This window comes from Mycobacterium sp. UM_CSW (genome assembly GCF_000455205.1).
In the GTDB taxonomy this organism is placed as follows: domain Bacteria; phylum Actinomycetota; class Actinomycetes; order Mycobacteriales; family Mycobacteriaceae; genus Mycobacterium.
Map to the genome: position 1 here is coordinate 1 of NZ_AUWQ01000141.1, position 22,307 is coordinate 22,307.

The 22,307-nt window shown below is 70.4% G+C and carries 7 protein-coding genes and 2 pseudogenes; all 9 read left to right on the top strand.

The window, feature by feature from the left end; translation table 11 throughout:
• Nucleotides 1–278 (top strand): annotated as a pseudogene (locus N415_RS29545) (ornithine carbamoyltransferase); the annotation flags it as partial.
• Nucleotides 275–769, top strand: coding sequence for an arginine repressor (locus N415_RS29550; RefSeq protein ID WP_068189612.1), 495 nt, complete (start codon nt 275–277; stop codon nt 767–769). The pseudogene N415_RS29545 and the gene N415_RS29550, both read left to right, overlap by 4 nt.
• Nucleotides 770–781: 12 nt before the next feature.
• Complete coding sequence (locus tag N415_RS29555; RefSeq protein ID WP_068189615.1) at nt 782–1,993, top strand: argininosuccinate synthase; 1,212 nt, start codon at nt 782–784, stop codon at nt 1,991–1,993.
• Between the two features lie 79 nt (nt 1,994–2,072).
• Nucleotides 2,073–3,491, top strand: coding sequence for an argininosuccinate lyase (gene argH, locus N415_RS29560; protein WP_068189620.1), 1,419 nt, complete (start codon nt 2,073–2,075; stop codon nt 3,489–3,491).
• A 494-nt stretch (nt 3,492–3,985) separates the two neighbouring features.
• Entirely contained in the window at nt 3,986–5,047 is a 1,062-nt protein-coding gene (locus N415_RS29565) for a type III polyketide synthase (protein WP_068189623.1), read from the top strand.
• A 133-nt stretch (nt 5,048–5,180) separates the two neighbouring features.
• Nucleotides 5,181–11,513 carry a type I polyketide synthase gene (locus N415_RS29570; RefSeq protein WP_068189626.1) on the top strand — a complete coding sequence of 2,111 codons (6,333 nt, stop codon included), beginning with the start codon at nt 5,181–5,183 and terminating at the stop codon, nt 11,511–11,513.
• A 15-nt stretch (nt 11,514–11,528) separates the two neighbouring features.
• Nucleotides 11,529–17,858: a type I polyketide synthase gene (locus N415_RS29575; RefSeq protein WP_068189630.1), complete on the top strand. Its 6,330-nt coding sequence runs from the start codon at nt 11,529–11,531 to the stop codon at nt 17,856–17,858.
• Nucleotides 17,859–17,908: 50 nt separating this feature from the next.
• Nucleotides 17,909–20,986: a type I polyketide synthase gene (locus N415_RS29580; protein WP_152531641.1), complete on the top strand. Its 3,078-nt coding sequence runs from the start codon at nt 17,909–17,911 to the stop codon at nt 20,984–20,986.
• 175 nt (nt 20,987–21,161) lie between these two features.
• A pseudogene (locus N415_RS29585) lies at nt 21,162–22,229 on the top strand (type III polyketide synthase); the annotation flags it as partial.
• Between the last annotated feature and the right edge of the window lie 78 nt (nt 22,230–22,307).

Sequence of the window (22,307 nt, forward strand, 5' to 3'; positions counted from 1 at the left end):
GCGCCGACGTCGTCGTCACCGACACCTGGACGTCGATGGGGCAGGAGAACGACGGGCTGGACCGGGTGGGGCCGTTTTGGCCGTTTCAGCTCAACGCGCGGCTCGTCGGGTTGGCCGACCCGGAAGCCGTTGTGCTGCACTGCCTTCCGGCCCACCGCGGCGAGGAGATCACCGACGAGGTGATGGACGGGCCGGCCAGCGCGGTGTGGGACGAGGCGGAAAACCGTCTGCACGCCCAGAAGGCGCTGCTGGTGTGGCTGCTGGAGCAATCACGATGACCCGCTCGAAGGCCAGCCCCGAGACCACCCGCGCCGGCCGGCAGGCCCGCATCGTCGCCATCCTGTCGTCGGAGCCGATCAGCAGCCAAAGCGAACTGGCCGCCCGGCTGGCCGGCGAGGGCATCGAGGTCACCCAGGCCACGCTGTCGCGCGATCTCGAGGAGCTGGGCGCGGTCAAGCTGCGCGGCGCCGACGGCGGGGTCGGCGTGTACATCGTTCCCGAGGACGGCAGCCCGGTGCGTGGGGTGGCCGGCGGCACCGACCGGATGTCGCGCCTGCTCGGCGAGTTGCTGGTGTCGACCGACGCGAGCGGTAACCTCGCGGTGCTGCGCACCCCACCGGGCGCGGCGCACTATCTGGCCAGTGCGATCGACCGCGCGGCCCTACCGTACGTAGTCGGCACCGTGGCCGGTGATGACACCATCCTGGTGGTTGCGCGCGAACCGATGACGGGCGCGGAACTCGCCGGGATGTTGGAGAACCTCAAGTAAGGAGACAGGTCCATGTCACAAGGCGGGTCAGAACGCGTCGTCCTGGCGTATTCCGGCGGGCTGGACACCTCGGTGGCGATCAGCTGGATCGGCAAGGAGACCGGCCGCGAGGTGGTCGCGGTCGCGATCGATCTCGGCCAGGGCGGCGAGGACATGGAAGTGGTCCGCCAGCGGGCCCTGGACTGCGGCGCGGTCGAGGCCGTCGTCGTGGACGCCCGCGACGAATTCGCCGAGGGCTACTGCCTGCCGACGGTGCTCAACAACGCGCTGTACATGGACCGCTACCCGCTGGTGTCGGCGATCAGCCGGCCGCTGATCGTCAAGCACCTGGTCGCGGCGGCCCGTGAGCACGGCGGCACCATCGTCGCGCACGGCTGCACCGGCAAGGGCAACGACCAGGTCCGGTTCGAGGTCGGATTCGGTTCGCTGGCACCGGATTTGGAGGTGCTGGCGCCGGTCCGCGACTACGCCTGGACGCGGGAGAAGGCGATCGCGTTCGCCGAGGAGAACGCCATCCCGATCAACGTCACCAAGCGCTCGCCGTTCTCGATCGACCAGAACGTGTGGGGCCGCGCCGTGGAAACCGGTTTCCTGGAACACCTTTGGAACGCGCCCACCAAGGATGTCTACTCCTACACCGAGGACCCGACGCTGAACTGGAGCACGCCCGACGAGGTGATCGTCGGGTTCGAGCGCGGGGTGCCGGTGTCCATCGACGGCAAGCGGGTGTCGATGCTGCAGGCCATCGAAGAACTCAATCGGCGCGCCGGCAGCCAGGGCGTCGGGCGCCTCGACGTCGTCGAGGACCGGCTGGTGGGGATCAAGAGCCGCGAGATCTACGAGGCGCCAGGCGCGATGGTGCTGATCACCGCGCACACCGAACTCGAACACGTGACGCTGGAGCGCGAACTGGGCCGGTTCAAGCGCCACACCGACCAACGCTGGGCCGAGCTGGTGTACGACGGGCTCTGGTACTCGCCGCTGAAGGACGCGCTGGAGAGCTTCGTCGCCAAGACCCAGGAGCACGTGACCGGCGAAGTGCGAATGGTGTTGCACGGCGGCCACATTGCGGTCAACGGCCGGCGCAGTTCCGAGTCGCTGTACGACTTCAACCTGGCCACCTACGACGAGGGCGACAGCTTCGACCAGTCGGCGGCGAAGGGCTTCGTCTACGTGCACGGGTTGTCGTCGAAGATCGCGTCCCGCCGGGACCGGGCCACATGACCGCGAGCGACCGTGTCTGCACGACGACACGCCGCAATCTGCGTACCTATGCGGTCGCTCGCGTAGCAGTGAGGGCCAGGTGAGCACTCGCGAGGGGTCGCTGTGGGGCGGCCGGTTCGCCGACGGGCCGTCGGACGCGCTGGCCGCGCTGAGCAAGTCCACCCACTTCGACTGGGTGCTGGCGCCTTACGACATCGTCGCCTCGCGGGCGCACACGGTGATCCTGTTCCGGGCCGGGCTCCTCGATGAGGAGCAGCGCGACGGGTTGCTGGCCGGCCTGGACAGCCTCGCCGAGGACGTGGCCGACGGCAGCTTCACGCCGTTGGTGACCGACGAGGACGTCCACGCCGCGCTGGAGCGCGGGCTGATCGACCGGGTCGGGCCCGACCTCGGCGGCCGGTTGCGCGCCGGGCGGTCGCGAAACGACCAGGTGGCCACGCTCTTTCGGATGTGGCTGCGGGACGCGGCCCAGCGGGTCGCCGATGGGGCGCTCGAGGTCGTCGCCGCACTGGCCGCCCAGGCCGCCGCCCACCCGGACGCGATCATGCCCGGCAAGACCCACCTGCAGTCCGCCCAGCCGATCCTGCTGGCCCACCACCTGCTCGCGCACGCGCAGCCGTTGCTGCGCGACGTGGACCGGATCGTCGACTTCGACCGTCGCGCGGCGATCTCCCCGTACGGCTCGGGCGCGCTGGCCGGGTCGTCGCTGGGCCTGGACCCGGACGCGATCGCCGCGGAGCTGGGCTTCGCCGCCGCCGCCGAGAACTCCGTCGACGCGACCGCGGCCCGGGATTTCGCCGCCGAGGCCGCGTTCGTCTTCGCCATGATCGGCGTCGACCTGTCCCGGCTGGCCGAGGACATCATCATCTGGAGCTCGACGGAGTTCGGCTACGTCACCCTGCACGATTCGTGGTCCACCGGCAGCTCGATCATGCCGCAGAAGAAGAACCCGGACATCGCCGAGCTGGCCCGCGGCAAGGCCGGGCGGCTGATCGGCAACCTGGCCGGCCTGCTGGCGACGCTGAAGGCGCAGCCGCTCGCCTACAACCGCGACCTGCAGGAAGACAAGGAGCCGGTGTTCGACGCGGTGGCGCAGCTGGAGCTGCTGCTGCCGGCGATGGCCGGACTGGTGGCGAGCCTGACGTTCGACGTCGAACGGATGGCCGCTCTGGCCCCGGCCGGCTACACGCTGGCCACCGACATCGCGGAGTGGCTCGTTCGCCAGGGCGTTCCGTTCCGGTCCGCGCACGAAGCGGCCGGGGCGGCCGTGCGCACCGCCGAGGGACGCGGAGTCGGGCTCGACGAGCTGACCGACGACGAACTGGCTGCCATCAGCCCCGAGCTGACCCCGGAGGTCCGTGACGTGCTGACCATCGAGGGGTCGGTGGCCTCGCGAGATTCCAGGGGTGGCACCGCGCCCAATCGGGTCGCCGAGCAGCTCGATGCCGTGCTGGCCAGGTGCGCCGAACTCAAGGACCGCCTAAGCGCCGAGCGATAGCCGGGAACCGTCGAACGGACGCGGTCCAATTCCGCAGCCGCTGCCGAGGAATTCGGACCATTGAATACAAATGCCATTGGCTTGTTTGCCCGGCAATACAGCCGGTCGGCTCGCAATGCCGATAAAGCTCTTTCGCGTCGAATGGCAGCGGTGCGTCGTTTGCCCCTTATGGTTTGGTGGGTTTCGGTTGTTGTTTCCGGGGCTACTCACGGTTGCGGCGCTAGCCCGCCGGTATATTGACGCGGCGGCAACTTATTGCGACGGGGAATGCGTTGCGACTTTCCCGAGTCGCTCGGCTGGCCGTGCGCCGCCGCGCCGCGCCCGCGGCGTCGTCGCCCACTTCATGTCGGGTCGTCGCCAACAGCTCCAGCTAACGTCGCAGGTCCGCGGCCCGTTTCTGCCTTACTTATGAAACCCGGCTAAGCTTTCAGCTCGAAAAGCGATTCTGGCTGAACCTATCGGCCTAGTCACACGTCTCCAAAAGGGTGGGACCAATGAGCGTCATCGCAGGTGTCTTCGGCGCCCTGCCGCCTCACCGCTATTCGCAGCGGGAGCTGACCGATTTCTTTATCAGCATCCCCGAGTTCGCCGAATACGAGGACCTCGTTCGCCAGCTGCACGCCAGCTCCAAGGTCAACGGCCGCCACCTGGTTTTGCCGCTGGAGAAATACCCGACGCTCACCGACTTCAGCGTGGCCAACCGGGTCTTCATCGAGCACGCGGTGGATCTGGGTTGCGAGGCGCTGTCCGGCGCTCTCGAGGAGGCGGGGCTGCAGCCGCAGGACCTCGACGTGCTGATCACCACGACCGTCACCGGGATCGCGGTGCCGTCGCTGGACGCCCGCATCGCCGGGCGGCTCGGCCTGCGTCCCGACGTGCGCCGGGTGCCGCTGTTCGGACTGGGTTGCGTGGCCGGCGCCGCGGGGGTTGCCCGCATGAACGACTACCTGCGGGGCGCGCCGGACGGCGTCGCGGCCCTCGTCTCGGTGGAGCTTTGCTCGATGACGTACCCGGGCTACAAGCCGACGGTGGCCGGCCTGGTCGGCAGCGCGCTGTTCGCCGACGGGGCGGGCTCGGTGGTGGCCGTCGGGGAGCGCCGCGCCGAGCAGATCGGTGCCGTCGGTCCCGACATCGTCGACTCCCGCAGTCACCTCTACCCCGACTCGCTACGCACGATGGGTTACGACGTCGGCGCCACCGGCTTCGAGCTGGTCTTGTCGAAGGACGTGGCCGGCGTCGTCGAGCAGTACCTGTACGACGACGTCACCGGGTTCCTCGGAGCGCACGGCCTGACGACGACGGACGTGGGCGCGTGGGTCAGCCACCCCGGCGGTCCCAAGGTCATCGAGGCGATCGTCAAGACCCTCGACCTGCCGCCGGAGGCGCTGGAGCTGACCTGGCGTTCGCTCGGCGAGATCGGCAACCTCTCGTCCGCGTCGGTGCTGCACGTGCTGCGCGACACCCTGGCCAAGCCGCCGCCCAGCGACAGCCCCGGGCTGATGATCGCGATGGGTCCCGGATTCTGTTCTGAGCTCGTGCTCCTGCGCTGGCATTGAGTCCACGAGTGGCGCGACCCCTGGCGCCCGCAGTTGACGAGATCGGCAGACGGCACGAGCGGCCGTTGAGAGAATATGGCGATGATCGTCGCGCGGCTTGGCGCCGATTGAGTAACCCGAGAGGTCGGGGCTCATGAGCAGCACTCACGAAGAGCTGGTGCGGGCCCTGCGCGCGTCCCTGAAACAAAACGAGCAGCTCAAGCGCGAGAACCGCGAATACCTGGCCCAGGCGACCGAGCCGGTGGCGATCGTCGGGATGGGTTGCCGCTATCCGGGCGGGGTCGATTCGCCCGAGGGTCTGTGGGCGATGGTCGCCGAGGGTCGCGACGTGGTGTCGGACTTCCCGGACGACCGGGGCTGGGACCTGGCCGACCTGTTCGACGCCGACGCCGACGCGGTCGGCAAGTCGTATTCGAGGCAGGGCGGGTTCCTCGCCGACGTGGCCGGTTTCGACGCGGCCTTCTTCGGGATCGCGCCCAGCGAGGCCCTGGCGATGGATCCGCAGCAGCGGTTGTTGCTGGAAATCTCGTGGGAGGCGCTGGAGCGGGCCGGGATCGACCCCCTGGGCTTGCGGGGCTCGGCTACCGGGGTGTTCGCCGGCGTCTTCCATGGTTCGTACGGCGGCGCGGGCCGGGTGCCGGGCGAGCTGGAGCGCTACGGGATGCGGGGCACGACGCTGAGCGTGGCGTCGGGCCGGGTGGCGTACGCGCTGGGGTTGGAGGGCCCGGCGGTGTCGGTGGACACCGCGTGTTCCTCGTCGTTGGTGGCGATGCACCTGGCGGCGCGGTCGCTGCGGTCGGGGGAGTGCGATCTGGCACTGGCCGGCGGCGTGACCGTGATGGCGACCCCGGCGATGTTCGTCGACTTCAGCCGGCAGCGGGCGCTGTCGGCCGACGGTCGGTGCAAGGCCTACGCCGGCGCCGCCGACGGGACCGGGTTCTCCGAGGGTGCCGGGATGCTGGTGCTGGAGCGGCTCAGCGATGCCCGGCGGTTGGGGCATCCGGTGCTGGCGGTGCTGCGGGGTTCGGCGGTCAACCAGGACGGCGCCTCAAACGGGCTGGCGACGCCGAACGGGCCGTCGCAGCAGCGGGTGATCCGCGCGGCGCTGGCCAGCGCGCGCCTCGAGGCGGCCGACGTCGACGTCGTGGAGGGGCACGGCACCGGCACGATGCTGGGGGATCCGATTGAGGCCCAGGCGATTTTGGCGACCTATGGGCAAGATCGGGTTGAGCCGCTCTGGTTGGGCTCGATCAAATCGAACATGGGCCACACCTCGGCCGGCGCGGGCGTGGCCGGGGTGATCAAGATGATTCAGGCGATGCGCCACGGGGTGATGCCCCAGACGCTGCACGTGGATGTGCCGTCGCCGCATGTGGATTGGTCGGCGGGGGCGGTGTCGTTGTTGACCGAGCCGCGGGCCTGGCCCGCGGGGGATCGTCCGCGCCGGGCTGGGGTGTCGTCGTTCGGGATCAGCGGGACCAATGCCCACGTCATCGTCGAGGAGGCACCCGCCGAGCCGGAACCGGTTGTGGCCCAACGCGACGAGCCGCCGTCGGTGCCGTGGGTGTTGTCGGCCCGCTCCGAGCGGGCGCTGGCCGACCAGGCGGCCCGGCTGGCGGCGTGGGTCGGGGAACGCGAGGGTTTGAGCGCCGCCGATGTCGGGTGGTCGCTGGCCAGCAGCCGCTCGACGTTCGAGCACCGTGCCGTCGTGGTCGGTCCCGACCGTGAGGCACTGCTCGCCGGCCTGGCCGGGGTGGCGTCCGGTTCGCCCGGCGCATGCGCGGTGGTGCGCCGGGCCCGCGCGGCGGCCAAGACGGCGTTCGTGTTCCCGGGGCAGGGCTCGCAGTGGGTCGGCATGGCAGCCCAATTACTCGACGAGTCAACGGTATTCGCCGACCACATGCGCCGGTGCGACAAGGCGCTCGGCGAGCACGTCCAGTGGTCGTTGCTCGACGTCATCCGCGCGGCGCCGGGCGCGCCGGGGCTGGATCGGGTGGACGTGGTGCAGCCGGCGCTGTGGGCGGTCATGGTGTCGCTCGCCGAGTTGTGGCGGTCGATGGGCGTCGCCCCCGACGCGGTGATCGGCCACTCGCAGGGCGAGATCGCCGCGGCGTGCGTGGCGGGGGCGCTCTCGCTCGAGGATGGCGCGCGGGTGGTGGCGTTGCGCAGCCTGCTCCTGCTGCAGTTGTCGGGCGAGGGGGGCATGGCCTCGCTGGCGTGCGGCCTACCGCAGGCACAGGAGTTGGCGGCGCACTGGGATGATCGGCTGAATATCGCCGCGGTGAACGGCGTTTCGGCGGTCGTCGTGTCCGGCGATGTGGAGGCGCTGGACGGGCTGATCCGGCGCTGCGAGGCCGACAACGTTCGGGCTCGCCGGATCGACGTCGACTACGCGTCGCACTCGACGCAGGTGGACGCGATCCGCGAACCCCTGATTCAGGCGCTGGCGGACATCGAGCCACGGTCATCGTCGACCGCGTTCTACTCGACCGTCACCGGTGACATCATCGACACGGCGGGCCTGGATGCCGAGTACTGGTTCCGAAACATCCGCGAGACGGTGGAATTCGAGCGAGCGGTGCGGGGTGCACGCGAGGCCGGGTACCGGATGTTTGTCGAATGCAGCCCGCACCCAGTATTGATCGCCGGCATCGAAGAGACGGTCGGCGCGGTGAATTCCGTGGAAGACGCGATCGTCGTCCCGTCGCTGGGCCGTGACGAGGGCGGCCTCGACCGGTTCTGGCTGTCCGTGGGCCAGGCGCACGTGGCCGGGGCCGAGGTCGACTGGCGGGCGGCGTTCGCCGGCGGCGACGCGCGGCGTGTCGAGCTGCCGACGTATGCGTTTCAGCGACAGCGGTTTTGGTTGCCGGCCCAGTTCATGGGTTCGGGCGACATGGGTCGGTTGGGGTTGGCCGCGGCCGAGCACGCCTTGTTGGGTGCGGTGGTGCAGCGACCCGATTCAGGCGGGGTGGTGCTGACGGGTCGGCTGTCCGACGCCGCGCACCCCTGGCTGGCCGACCACCAGGTGACCGGGGTGACGCTGTTCCCGGGAACCGGGTTTGTGGAACTGGCCTCCCGGGCCGGTGACGAGGTCGGCTGCCCGGTGATCGAGGAGCTGACCCTGTCGGCCCCGTTGGTCCTGCCCGCGGACGGCTCGGCGCAGGTTCAGGTGGTCGTCGGCGGTGCGGATGCGGCCGGTTCGCGGCCGGTGGCGGTCTATTCCGCTGGCCTGCAGCCGGATTCGGATTGGGCGTTGAACGCCGAGGGCCTGCTGGGGGTTCGGGCGGCCGCGCCGGGCGCGGATTTGTCAGCCTGGCCGCCGGTGGGCGCGGAACCGGTCGACGTCAGCGACGCATATCGGCGCCTGGCCGCGCGGGGATACGAATACGGCGCGGCCTTTCGGGGATTGCGGGCCATGTGGCGGCGCGGCGACGAGATCTTCGCCGAGGTCGCCGTTTCACCAGAGGCCGGGGTGACGGTTGACGGGTTCGGGATTCATCCCGCCTTGCTGGACGCCGCGCTGCACGCGCTGGGCCTGGCCGATGCGGACGCCCCGACGGTGCTGCCGTTTTCCTGGCAGCGGGTGAGCCTGCACGCGGCGGGGGCATCACGGGCGCGGGTGCGGATCGTGCCGGCGGGCGCCGGGGCGGTGTCCATCGAGCTGGCCGATGCGATGGGCCTTCCCGTGTTGTCGGTAGGACGCCTCGACCTACGGCCGATGTCGGCGGGCCAGCTGTCGGCGGCGGTCCCGGGCGCCGGCGGGCTGCTCGAGGTCTCCTGGTCACCAACGCCGTTGGGCGACAGCGGTGTTGGCGATGGCGTGGTGGTGTGGGAGCCGGGCACGGGCCCGGATGTGGTGCGGGCAGCGCACGAGGCCGTTCACGAGGCGTTGGGGGTGTTGCAGTCCTGGCTGGCCGGCGACGGGCACGGGGTGCTCGTGGTGCAGACCCGCGGCGCCGTCGCGCTGCCCGGCGAGGACGTCACGGATCTGGCCGGCGCTGCGGTGTGGGGGTTGGTCCGCTCCGCCCAGGCCGAGCATCCCGACCGGTTGGTGCTGGTCGATTCGGACGGGTCGCTGGACACGAGCGCGGTGATCGGTTGCGGCGAGCCACAGTTGGTGATCCGGGCCGGGGTCGCGTATGCCGCCCGGCTGGCGCCGGTGCCGCCCGACGCGGCGTTGGCGCTGCCGCAGGGCAATTGGCGGTTGGACGCCGGCGGCGGGGGGACGCTGGAGGACTTGGTCGTGCGGCCGAGCCCGCCGGTGGAACTGGCCGCCGGCCAGGTGCGCGTGGCGGTAGCCGCCGTCGGGGTGAACTTCCGGGATGTGCTGGTGGCGTTGGGGATGTACCCGGGCGGCGGCCAGCTGGGCGCCGAGGGCGTCGGCGTGATCGCCGAAGTCGGCCCCGGGGTGTCGGGGCTGGGGGTCGGTGACCGCGTGATGGGGCTGCTCGGGGTCGTGGGTTCGGAAGCGGTGGTCGATGCGCGGTTGGTGACCGCCGTCCCGGCGCAGTGGTCAACGGTCGAGGCCGCGGGCGTGCCGGTGGTGTTCTTGACGGCGTTGTACGGCCTGTCGGTGCTGGCCGGGCTGCGGGCCGGACAGCGGGTGCTGATCCACGCCGCCACGGGCGGGGTCGGCATGGCCGCGGTCCAGCTGGCCCGACATTGGGGGGCCGAGGTCTTCGCCACCGCCAGCCGGGGCAAGTGGGAAACGTTGCGCGCGATGGGTTTCGACGACGACCACATCGGCGACTCGCGGACAACCGCGTTCGAGCAACAATTCCTCGCGGCCACCGGGGGCCGCGGGGTGGACGTCGTGCTGGACTCGCTGGCCGGGGATTTCGTGGACGCCTCGTTGCGGTTGCTGGTCGACGGAGGGCAGTTCGTCGAGATGGGCAAGACCGACCTGCGCGACCCCGACGAGGTCGCCGCGCAGCATCCGGGCGTGCGCTATCAGGCGTTCGACCTGACCGAGGTCAGCCCCGATCGCATCGCGGTCATGCTGGCCGAGCTGACGGATCTGTTCAAAGAGGGCGTCCTGAAGCCGCTGCCGACAAGGGCTTTCGACGTGCGCCGCGCCGCCGAGACGTATCGGTTCGTCAGCCAGGCCCGCCACGTCGGGAAGATCGTGCTGACGCTGTCGTCGGGGCTTTCCGGGGGCACCGCGCTGATCACTGGCGGAACCGGGATGGCCGGTTCGGCGCTGGCGCGTCACCTCGTCGCCCAGTACGGGGTGGCCCACGTCGTGCTGGCCAGCAGGAGCGGTGGCGACGAACGAACGGCCGAGCTGGAGGCCGAGTTACGGTCGGCCGGGGCTGGGGTGTCCGTGGTGTCCTGCGATGTGGGGGACCGGGGCGCGGCCGCGGCGCTGTTGGCGCGGGTGCCCGCCGAGCATCCGTTGCGCGGGGTGTTTCATGCCGCGGGGACGCTGGACGACGGGTTGATCGCGTCGTTGACGCCCCAGCGGGTGGATGCGGTGTTGCGCGCCAAGGTCGATGGGGCCTGGAACCTGCACGAGCTGACCGCGGGGCTGGATCTGTCTGCGTTCGTGCTGTTTTCGTCGATGGCCGGCATCGTCGGCACCCCCGGTCAGGGCAATTACGCCGCGGCCAACAGCTTCCTGGACGCGCTCGCCGCCCATCGCCGCGCGAATGGTTTGCCCGGCTTGTCGGTGGCCTGGGGCCTGTGGGAGCAGGCTTCGACGATGACCGCGCACCTCGGCGACACGGACAAGGACCGCATGAGTCGGCTGGGCCTTGCGCCGTTGTCGACCACCGAGGCCCTCCAGCGTCTGGACGCCGCCATGGTGGGCGAGCGGCCCGTCGTGGTGGCCACGTCCCTGGACCGGATCGCGCTGTCGCACAACGCCGCCGCGCTGCCACCCCTGCTGCACGGTCTGGCCACCCGTCCCGCGCGTCGCGTCATCGACGACACCTCCATGACCGCCTCGACGACGGGCCTGACCGCGCGGCTCCGGGAACTGCCCCCCGACCAGCGCCACCGCGAGCTCGTCGAGTTGGTGCGCAGCAACGCCGCCACGGTGCTGGGACGAACCGACGTGGCGGACATCAACGCCGAACGGGCGTTCCAGGAGCTGGGTTTCGACTCGCTGACGGCGGTCGAACTGCGTAACCGGCTGAAAACCGCCACCGGGCTCACCCTTTCGCCCACGATCATTTTCGACCACCCCACGCCGACCGCGCTGGGTGAATACCTGGACACCCGCCTCGCGGTCGGGACGGAGAAGCCCGACCCGGCGGCCCGCGCCAACGACATCGCCGCAGAGCTGCAAGCGCTCCTGAACCGAACCGACTGGAACCCGGAAGACAAGGCGCACCTGGCCATCCGGCTGCAAAACCTGCTGACCACCCTCACCAGCGCCCACCTCGACGACACCGACGACGCAGACATCCACACCGCGACCGAAAGCCAACTCTTCGCCATCCTCGACGAAGAGCTGGGCTCGTAACTTAAGGAGCACGCGGTGCCGGGCACCGAAAAGCATCTCGATTACCTCAAGCGGCTCACCGCCGATCTCAGGCGGACGCGTCGGCGCGTGCTGGAGTTGGAAGGCAAGCAGTCGGAGCCGGTGGCGGTGGTGGGGATGGCCTGCCGCTACGCGGGCGGGGTGGATTCGCCGGAAGCGTTGTGGGACATGGTGGTCGAAGGCCGCGACGCGGTGTCGGATTTTCCGACCGACCGGGGCTGGGACGTCGACGGGTTGTTCGATCCGGATCCCGATGCCAAGGGCAAGATGTACACGCGCCGCGGGTGCTTCCTGCGCGACGCCGGCGACTTCGACGCTGGTTTCTTCGGCATCGGCCCCAGCGAGGCCCTGGCGATGGATCCGCAGCAACGCCTGATGCTGGAGCTCTCGTGGGAGGCGTTGGAGCGGGCGGGGATTGACCCGCTCACGCTGCGCGGCTCGGCCACCGGGGTGTTCGCCGGGGTCATCCACGCCGGCTACGGCGGCGAGGTGAAGGGCGAGCTGGAGGGCTACGGGCTCACCGGCTCGACCCTCAGCGTGACCTCCGGCCGGGTGGCATACGTGCTGGGGCTGGAAGGCCCGGCGGTATCCGTGGATACCGCGTGCTCGTCGTCGTTGGTGGCCATGCACCTGGCGGCGCAGTCGCTGCGCTCGGGGGAGTCCGAGCTGGCGCTGGCCGGCGGCGTGACGGTGATGGCCACCCCCGCCGCCTTCGTGGAATTCAGCCGGCAACGGGCGCTGGCGCCCGACGGCCGGTGCAAGGTGTATGCCGGCGCCGCCGACGGCACCGCGTGGTCGGAGGGCGCGGGCATGCTGGTGCTCGAGCGGCTGAGCGATGCCCGCCGCCTGGGGCATCCGGTGCTGGCGGTGCTGCGCGGTTCGGCGGTCAACCAGGACGGCGCCTCGAACGGTTTGACCGCGCCCAATGGTCCGTCGCAGCAGCGGGTGATCCGCGCTGCGCTCGCCAACGCCGCCCTGAGCGCGGCCGACGTCGACGTGGTCGAGGGCCACGGGACCGGAACGGTGCTCGGGGATCCGATTGAGGCCCAGGCACTTCTGGCGACCTACGGCCAGGACCGCGTCGAACCGCTGTGGCTCGGATCGATCAAATCCAATATCGGCCATACCTCCGCCGGCGCGGGCGTGGCCGGGGTGATCAAGATGATCCAGGCGATGCGCCACGGGGTGATGCCCCAGACGCTGCACGTGGATGTGCCGTCGCCGCATGTGGATTGGTCGGCGGGGGCGGTGTCGTTGTTGACCGAGCCGCGGCCCTGGCCCGCGGGGGATCGTCCGCGCCGGGCGGGCGTGTCGTCGTTCGGGATCAGCGGGACCAACGCCCACGTGATCGTCGAGGATCCACCGGCGCTGGAAGGCGTTGCGGTTGAGCGCGATGAGCCCCGTCAGGCCGTCGTGGCGCCGTGGGTGCTGTCGGCTCGTTCGCCCGAAGCACTGGGCGCGTATGCTAAGCGGCTGCTGGCGCGGGTGAGCGCCGACGAGGGCCTGGACGTCATCGATGTCGGGTGGTCATTGGCCACCACGCGCTCCGCCTTCGATCATCGCGCGGTAGTGGTGGGCGACGACCGCGTGGCGATGCAACTGAGTTTGGTGCAGCTGGCCGCCGGCGACCCGGGCCCCGACACAGTCGTCGGACGGGCGCGGGCGGCGGGCAAGACGGTGTGGCTGTTCCCCGGTCAGGGGTCGCAGCGGCTGGGGATGGGCGCGGCGCTGTACCGGCGCTTCGGAGAGTTCGCCCGCGCCTTCGACGAAACCGCGCAGGCCTTGGACGAACACCTGCGGTTGCCGCTGCGCCAGGTGGTGTGGGGGGATGACCCGAACCTGTTGGAAAGCACGGAGTTTGCCCAGCCGGCACTGCTCGCGGTCGAGGTCGCGCTGGCCGCGCTGTGGCGGTCCTGGGGTGTGCACCCCGATGTGGTGATCGGCCATAGCGTCGGTGAGATCGCGGCCGCCCACGTCGCCGGGGTGCTGTCCCTGGCCGACGCGGCCAAACTGGTGGCCGCGCGGGGCCGCTTGATGGGCGCGCTGCCCGCCGGTGGCGTGATGGTCGCCGTGGCCGCCAGTGAGGCCGAGGTGGCGCCGTTGTTGACCGAGGACGTCAGCCTGGCGGCAATCAACGGGCCCAGCGCCGTGGTGATTTCGGGCGAGGCGGCCGCGGTGGACGCAGTGGCCGACCGGTTGGCGAAGCAGGGCCGGCGAATACATCGATTGGCGGTCTCGCACGCGTTCCACTCGCCGCTGATGGAACCCATGATCGAGCGGTTCGCGGAGGTGGTCGGCCAGGTAGCGCCGGCCGAACCGCGGATTGCGTTGATATCCAACGTGACCGGCCAGGTGGCCGGGCCAGGGTACGGCTCGCCGCAGTATTGGGTCGAGCATGTCCGCGCGCCGGTGCGCTTCGCCGACGGCATCCAACTGGCCGAGACGCTCGGGGCCGGGGTGTTCGTCGAAGTGGGGCCCGGTAAGGCGCTGACGGCCGCGGTGGCGCAGTCGTCGACCACCGAGGCGGTGGTGTCCGTCGCCAAAGACCGGGCCGAGGTCGAGTCGCTCCTCACCGCGGCCGCGCGCCTGTTCGCCGCCGGGGTGGGCGTGGACTGGGGCACGACGTTCGCCGGCCTCGATGCCCGACGCGTGGACCTGCCCACGTATCCCTTCCAGCGCCGCAGGTTTTGGCTGTCGGCGGAGATGGTGGGGTCACGCGATGTCGACGGCCTGGGCCTGACCGGGTCCGACCATCCGCTGCTGGGCGCGGTCGTGGAACGGCCCGATTCGGGAGAGGTGGTGTTGGCGGGCAGGCTCTCGCTCGCGGCGCAACCGTGGCTGGCCGATCACGCGGTGGGCGGGGTGGTGTTGTTTCCCGGGGCCGGCTTTGTGGAGCTGGCGCTGCGCGCCGGTGACGAGGTCGGCTGTTCGGCAATCGAGGAGCTCACGTTGTCGGCGCCGCTGGTGTTGCCGGCAACCGGCGGGGTCCAGGTGCAGGTGCTGGTGGGTGTCGCCAACGACGCGGGCGCTCGGGCCGTCTCGGTGTATTCCTCAGGCGCGCAGTCGGATTCGGGATGGGTGCTGCACGCCGAGGGCGTGTTGACGCCGCGGGCGGTGACGCCGATCGCGGATTCCTCGGCATGGCCGCCGGTGGGGGCGGTCGCCGTCGACGTCAGCGGCGCCTACGAGAGCATGGCCGGCCGCGGCTACGGCTACGGCCCGGCGTTCCGGGGGCTACGGGGCGTGTGGCGGCGGGGGACCGAGATTTTCGCGGAAGCCGCCGTCCCGCCGGACGTGGGGGTCGCGTTGGGCGGGTTCGGGATTCACCCGGTGCTGCTCGACGCGAGCCTGCACGCCCTGGGGGTGGGCGGCGAGCAGGATCAGATCCTGCTGCCCTTCTCCTGGCAGGGTGTCACGTTGCATGCTGCGGGCGCAGCGCACGTGCGGGTCCGGATTGCGCCGGCGGGCTCGGGGGCGATGTCGCTGGAGATCGCCGACGCGGCGGGGCTGCCGGTGTTGTCGGTGCGGGAGTTGGTGGTTCGCCCGGTGTCGCCCGAGCAGCTGGCGGCCGCGGGTCGTCCCGGCGGCGGCCTGCTCGAGGTCAGCTGGTCTCCAATTTCGCTGAGCGGCGATGCGGCGGGCGAGCCTGCGGAGGTGTGGGAGTGCCCTGCCGGCGCCGGAAGCCCGGTCGAGTCGGTGCACGCCGCCACCGCGGCGGCGCTGGAGATGTTGCAGTCGTCGCTGGCCGCCGATCGAAGCGGTCCGTTGGTGGTGTTGACCCGCGGCGCGGTGGGGTTGGCCGGCGAGGACGTCACGGATCTGGCCGGCGCGGCGGTGTGGGGGCTGGTGCGTTCGGCGCAGGCCGAGCATCGGGGCCGGGTGGTTTTGGTCGATTCCGACGGGTCGCTCGACGCCGAGTCGGTAATCGCCTGTGGGGAACCGCAATTGGTGGTGCGCAAGGGCGTGGCCTACCAAGCGCGGCTGACACCCGTGCAGTCGGACCCCGCGCTAGAGCTGCCGGCGGGCGACTGGCGACTGGCCGCTGGTAGCGGGGGGACGCTCGAAGACCTGGTGGCCGAGCCGTGCCCCCGGGCGGAATTGGCTGCCGGCCAGGTGCGGGTGGCGGTCGCCGCGGTCGGCGTGAACTTCCGGGATGTGCTGGTGGCGCTCGGGATGTACCCGGGTGCGGCGCAGTTGGGTGCCGAGGGCGCCGGGGTCGTCGTCGAGGTGGGCCCGGAGGTGACGGGCCTGGCCGTCGGCGATGCGGTGATGGGGATCCTGGGTTTGGCGGGTTCCGAGGCCGTCGTCGATCAGCGATACGCGGTGCGGGTGCCGCAGGGGTGGTCGTTGACCGAGGCCGCGGGTGTGCCGGTGGTGTTCTTGACGGCGCTGTACGGGTTGTCGGTGCTGGCCGGCGTGCGGGCCGGGCAGCGGGTTCTGGTGCACGCCGCGGCCGGCGGGGTCGGCATGGCGGCGGTCCAGCTGGCCCGGCACTGGGGTGCGGAAATTTTCGTCACCGCGAGTCGCGGCAAGTGGGACACCCTGCGCGCCATGGGGTTTGACGAAGACCACATCGGCGACTCGCGTTCGCTGGAATTCGAGCAGAAGTTCCTGGCCGCCACGGACGGGGCCGGAGTGGACGTGGTGCTCAACTCGCTGGCCGGGGAGTTCACCGACGCGTCGTTGCGGTTGCTCGCATCGGGCGGTCGCTTCATCGAGATGGGCAAGACCGATCTGCGTGACCCGCAGGCGATCGCCGCGATCGATCCCGGTGTGGAGTATCGGGCGTTCGACCTGATGGAGGCCGGCCCGCAGCACATCCAGGAGATGTTGGTGAAGCTGGTCGGGCTGTTCGAGGCCGGCGCCCTGAACCGCCTGCCGTTGCGGACCTGGGACGTGCGCCGCGCCGTCGAGGCGTACCGGTTCGTCAGCCAGGCCCGGCACATCGGCAAAGTGGTTCTGACGCTGCCGAACCGGCCCGGCGTCGGGCTGGCCGGCGGCACGGTGTTGATCACCGGCGGCACCGGGATGGTGGGCGGCCTGGTGGCCCGTCACGTGGTCGCTCGGCACGGGGTCCGCCACGTCGTCTTGGCCAGCCGCCGCGGCCAAACCGCCGACGGCGCCGACGAACTGGTGGCCGACCTGACCCGGGCGGGCGCCACGGTCCAGGTGGTGGCCTGCGACGTGAGCGACCGCGCGGCGGCGGCGGAGTTGTTGGCGGGGCTGCCTGACCAGCATCCGTTGAGCGCGGTGATTCACGCCGCCGGGGTGCTCGACGACGCGGTGATCGCATCGCTGACGCCCGAGCGCCTCGACACGGTGTTGCGGGCCAAAGCTGACGCTGCGTGGAACCTGCACGAGCTGACCCGGGATCTGAATCTCGCCGCATTCGTGGTCTTTTCATCGATGGCCGGGGTGGTCGGCGCACCCGGTCAGGGCAACTACGCGGCGGCCAACAGCTTCCTCGACGCGCTCGCCGCCCACCGGCGCGCGAATGGGCTTCCCGCACTGTCGGTCGCCTGGGGGCTCTGGGAACAGGACTCCGGCATGACGCAGCATCTCGGCGATCGCGACAAGGCCCGGATAAGCCGCGTCGGGCTGGCCCCGCTGTCCGGCGAGCAGGCGCTCGATCTCTTCGATAACGCCCTGTTGAGCGAGCAACCCGTCGTCGTGGCCACCCGCCTCGACCGGGACGCGCTCGCCCGCAACAGCGCGGCGCTGCCCCCGCTGTTGAGCGGCTTGGCCAACCGCCCCGCCCGGCGCGTGGTCGACCACGTCGAGATCGCGATGGCGTCGACCGGCTTGCGGGCGCGGCTGGCCGGCCTGACCCCCGAGCAGCGGCACCGCGAACTGGTGGATCTGGTGTGCGGAAACGCCGCTACGGTGCTCGGTCACAGCAGCACGGACGTCGAGGCCGAACAGCCCTTCCAGGATCTCGGCTTCGATTCACTGACCGCCGTCGAACTGCGCAACCGCCTGAAAAACGCCACCGGGCTTACCCTTTCGCCGACGCTGATCTTCGATCACCCGACCCCTGCCGCGCTCGCCGAGCATCTGGACGGCCAGCTCGCCGCGGGCCCGACCGCCGAAAAGCCCGACCCGATGGCCCGTTTCAACGACGTCGTCCGCGAGCTCCAGACGCTGATCGACCAGCCCGGCTTGGACCCCGACGACAAAAAGCGCATGACGGCCCGCATCGAGATGCTGCTGACCCTGAGCACCGCTCAATCCGATCCCGCCGCCCACGACGATCTTTTCGATGACGACATCGAGAACGCCACCGAGAGCGAGCTGTTCGCCATCCTCGACGAGGAATCCGGACCCTGACCGACGCCGCACACGGGATCGTGTTGCAGCACACTGATATGGAGGACGGCGTGCGCCCGGCAGACGTAGCGATCATCGGGATCGCCTGCAGGTTCCCGGGCGCCGCCAACCCCGCCGAATTCTGGCGCGTGCTTCGCGACGGAAAAGAAGTCACCCGTGTCGCCGAGGGCAGGACCCGCCGAGAAGGGCTGCTGGACAACGTCGCCGAGTTCGACGCGGACTTCTTCAACGTTTCACCGCGCGAGGCCGGCGCGATGGATCCCCGCCAGCGGCTGGCGCTGGAGCTTGCCTGGGAGCTTCTCGAGGACGCGTTCCTGGTGCCGGAAGGCCTGCGCGGCGAACAGGTCGCTGTCTACCTCGGTGCGATGAGCGACGACTACGCGGTGCTGACGCTCGACAGCGCGGAACACGTCGACCATCACTCCTTCGCCGGAATCAGCCGGGCGATGATCGCGAACAGGATTTCCTACGCCTTGGGCCTCTACGGCCCGAGCATGACGATCGATGCCGGACAGTCATCGTCGTTGGTGTCCGTCCACGCCGCGGCGGAAAGCCTGCGCTCGGGCGAATCCAAGCTGGCGATCGCGGGCGGTGTCCACCTCAACCTCGCGACCGAGACATCCCTGCTGGAAAGGGAATTCGGAGCGCTGTCGGAATCGGGCCACACCTATGCCTTCGACGCCCGCGCCGACGGCTACGTGCGCAGCGAGGGCGGCGGGCTGGTGCTGCTGAAGCCGTTGCGCACCGCCCTCGAGGACGGAGACCGCATCCGCGCGGTCATCCGCGGCAGCGCGGTCGGCAACGCCGGGCACACCGCCGCCGGGCAGACCGCGCCCTCGGTCGCGGGACAGGCCGACGTCATCCGCCGCGCCCTGCGCGACGCGGGCCTCCAACCGGGCGAGTTGGAGTATGTCGAGGCGCACGGCACCGGCACCCCGGTCGGCGACCCGGTGGAGGCGAACGCGCTGGCGGAGGCGATCGGCAGGCTCCGACAGCGCCCGCTGACCGTGGGGTCGGTGAAGACCAACATCGGCCACGCGGGCGGCGCCGCGGGCATCGCGGGTTTGGTCAAGGCCGTGCTGTCAATCGAGAATGGTGCAATTCCCGCGAGCCTCAACTACGCCGCTCCGACAATGGATCTGGACGGCCTCGGGCTGCGCGTCAGCACCGAACTGACCCCCTGGCCGGCGGGGGAGGGCCCGCGACGGGCGGGGGTGTCGTCGTTCGGCATGGGCGGCACCAACGCCCACGTGATCGTCGAGCAGGCGCCCGCGCGCCCGGAAACGCCCGTGGCCGAACGCGAGAACGGGCCGACCGTGTGGGTGCTGTCCGGCCGCTCGCAGCGCGCGTTGGCCAATCAGGCCGCGCGGCTGCACGCGCGGGTGGCCGCCGACCCGGGGCTGGACGCGAGCGACGTGGCGTGGTCGTTGGCGACGACGCGCTCGGTGTTCGAGCATCGCGCGGCGCTGGTGGGCGCCGATCGCGGGACCCTGACCGAGGCGCTGGCCGGTTTGGCGCGCGGCGAGCCGCGTACCGACGCCGTCGTCGGCCGGGCGCATGCGCCGGGCACGACGGCGTTCGTCTTCGCCGGGCAGGGCGCGCAGTCGCTGGGGATGGGGGCCGAGCTGTACGGTCGGTTCCCGGTGTTCGCGGAGGCTTTCGACGAGGCCGCCGCCGCGCTGGACGACCGGCTGCGCGGCGTGATGTGGGGCAGCGACCTAAATCTGTTGGATAACACCGAGTTTGCGCAGCAGGCGTTGTTCGCCGTCCAGGTGGGGCTGGCGGCGCTGCTGCGGCACTGGGGGGTGGTCCCCGACGTGGTGATGGGGCATTCGGTGGGCGAGATCACCGCCGCCCATGTCGCGGGGGTGTTGTCGCTGTCCGACGCGGCCAAGGTGGTCGCGGCGCGGGGCCGGTTGATGGCGGGGTTGCCCGCCGGCGGCGCGATGGTGGCGATCGGCGCCGGCGAGGGCGAGGTGGCGCCGCTGCTCACCGACGGCGTGGCCATCGCGGCGATCAACGGCCCAGAGGCGGTGGTGATCTCCGGGTCGGAAGCCGCCGTCGGCGCCATCACCCAAACCCTGGCAGACCGGGGCAGGCGCTTCCATCGGTTGGCCGTCTCACACGCGTTCCACTCGCCGCTAATGGAGCCCATGATCGAAACCTTCGAAGCCGCAGTGTCCGACATCTCGCCAGATGGCCCTCGAATACCATTGGTGTCCAACGTGTCTGGGCAGCTCGCCGGACCCGGCTACGGATCCGCGCGGTATTGGGCCGAGCATGTGCGCCGTCCGGTGCGCTTCGCCGACGGAGTGCGAGCCGCCGAGTCGTTCGGGGCCGGCGTGTTCGTCGAAGTCGGTCCCGGCGGCGGGCTCAGCGCCGCGGCGGAGCAATGCCTGGCGACCGAGCGTCCCGTCGCGACGGTCACGCTGGCCAAGGATCGCCCGGAGGTGGAGTCGCTGCTCATGGCGGCCGCTCGGTTGTTCACCACCGGCGTGGCGGTCGACTGGAGCGCGGTCCTGCGGCCTGGCCGGCGGGTCGAGTTGCCGACGTATGGCTTTGTGCGCCAGAAGTTTTGGTTGGGTAGCGGTACAGATGCGCCGAGACCGGACGCCCCGCACGAGACGGCCGAGCGCCTACGCCAGCTGCCGCCGCGCGACCGCCGCCGCCGCCTGACCGAGCTGGTCTGCGCCCACGCCGCGGCGGTGTTGGGACATCCGGACGGCCACGCCGTCGACCCGGAGCGCGCCTTCCAGGATCTCGGGTTCGACTCCCTGACCGGGGTGGAACTGCGCAACCGGCTCAAAGCCGACATCGGGCTGGCCCTGTCGCGCACGCTCATCTTCGACTATCCCAACCCCGCGGCGCTGGCCGATCATCTCGGCCAACAACTGCTGAGCGGCGAATCCGAAGAGTCCGATGACGAAAAGGTCTGGTCGGTGCTGAGAAAGATTCCGCTTCAGGAACTTCGCAGAACCGGATTGCTCGACAAGTTATTACTGTTGGCCGGCGACCCGGAAAAGTCGCTCGACGATTCAACGGTCACCGAGGACGCCATCGACTCCTTGAGCCCCGACGCGCTAATTGCGCTTGCCCTTGACGCGGCAGAAGGCGAAGACGTTCAATAGTCAAACTGCCACTGGCGGAATTGATTACGCGGCGCGTGCCCACCTTAATTTGACATACGTTGAATATCAACTGAATTGCGATGCGGCGCGAAAACTCTTAAACTTCGCAGGTTACGGAGTGGTTCACAGCCTCGGGTGAAAGTCTTCGCTTTCGTCCGCCCATAACCGAAAAGGTGGGCGCATGAGCGTTATTGCGGGCGTGTTCGGTGCGCTGCCACCGCATCGGTATAGCCAGAGCGAGATCACCGACCAATTCGTCGAGTTTCCCGGGCTGAAGGAACACGAGGAGATCGTGCGGCGCCTGCACGCCGCCGCGAGGGTCAACAGCCGCCACTTCGTGCTGCCGTTGGAGCGCTACCCCACGCTGACCGACTTCGGGGAGGCCAACGCGATCTTCATCGACGCCGCCGTCGATCTTGGCTGCGAGGCGCTGTCGGGCGCGCTCGACGAGGCCGGCCTGGAGCCGAAAGACATCGACATGATCGCGACCACCACGGTCACCGGTATCGCGGTGCCGTCGCTGGATGCCCGCATCGCCGGGCGGCTCGGCCTGCGTCCCGACGTGCGCCGGGTGCCGCTCTTCGGATTGGGTTGCGTGGCGGGGGCCGCGGGGGTGGCCCGGCTGAACGACTACCTGCGCGGCGCGCCCGACGGCGTCGCGGTTCTGGTTTCGGTCGAGCTGTGTTCGCTCACCTATCCGGCCGTCAAGCCGACGGTGTCCGGGCTGGTGGGGAGCGCGTTGTTCGGTGACGGCGCGGCCGCGGTGGTGGCGGTCGGCGACCGTCGCGCCGACCAGGTTCGCGCGAGCGGGCCCGACATCCTCGATTCGCGCAGCCGCCTCTACCCCGACTCGCTGCAGATCATGGGCTGGAACGTCAGCTCCTCGGGGCTCCAACTCGTGCTGTCGCCGGACCTGACGACGTTGATCGATCGCTACCTGGCCGACGACGTCAACGGCTTCCTCGCCACCCACGGGCTCGGCAGGGACGACATCGGCGCATGGGTCAGCCACCCGGGTGGCCCCAAGGTGATCGACGCCATCTCCAGGGCGCTGGACCTCGCCCCCGACGCGCTCGAGCTGACGTGGCGCTCGCTCGGCGAAATCGCCAACCTCTCGTCGGCCTCGGTGCTGCACATCCTGCGCGACACCATCGCCAAGCCGCCGCCCAGCGGAAGCCCCGGGCTGATGCTCGCGATGGGTCCCGGCTTCTGCTCGGAGCTGGTGCTACTGCGCTGGCACTAGCCCCCCACTCGGCGCGGTGAAATTCGGGTCGAGTGTGGGGGATATGCACACAAAACGACCCTTGAGTTCTGGGGGTGG

Bases quoted from the DNA above. Each gene is read 5' to 3' on its own strand.
- N415_RS29550 (WP_068189612.1), top strand. From the start codon at position 275: ATGACCCGCTCGAAGGCCAGCCCCGAGACCACCCGCGCCGGCCGGCAG.
- N415_RS29555 (WP_068189615.1), top strand. From the start codon at position 782: ATGTCACAAGGCGGGTCAGAACGCGTCGTCCTGGCGTATTCCGGCGGG.
- N415_RS29565 (WP_068189623.1), top strand. From the start codon at position 3,986: ATGAGCGTCATCGCAGGTGTCTTCGGCGCCCTGCCGCCTCACCGCTAT.
- N415_RS29570 (WP_068189626.1), top strand. From the start codon at position 5,181: ATGAGCAGCACTCACGAAGAGCTGGTGCGGGCCCTGCGCGCGTCCCTG.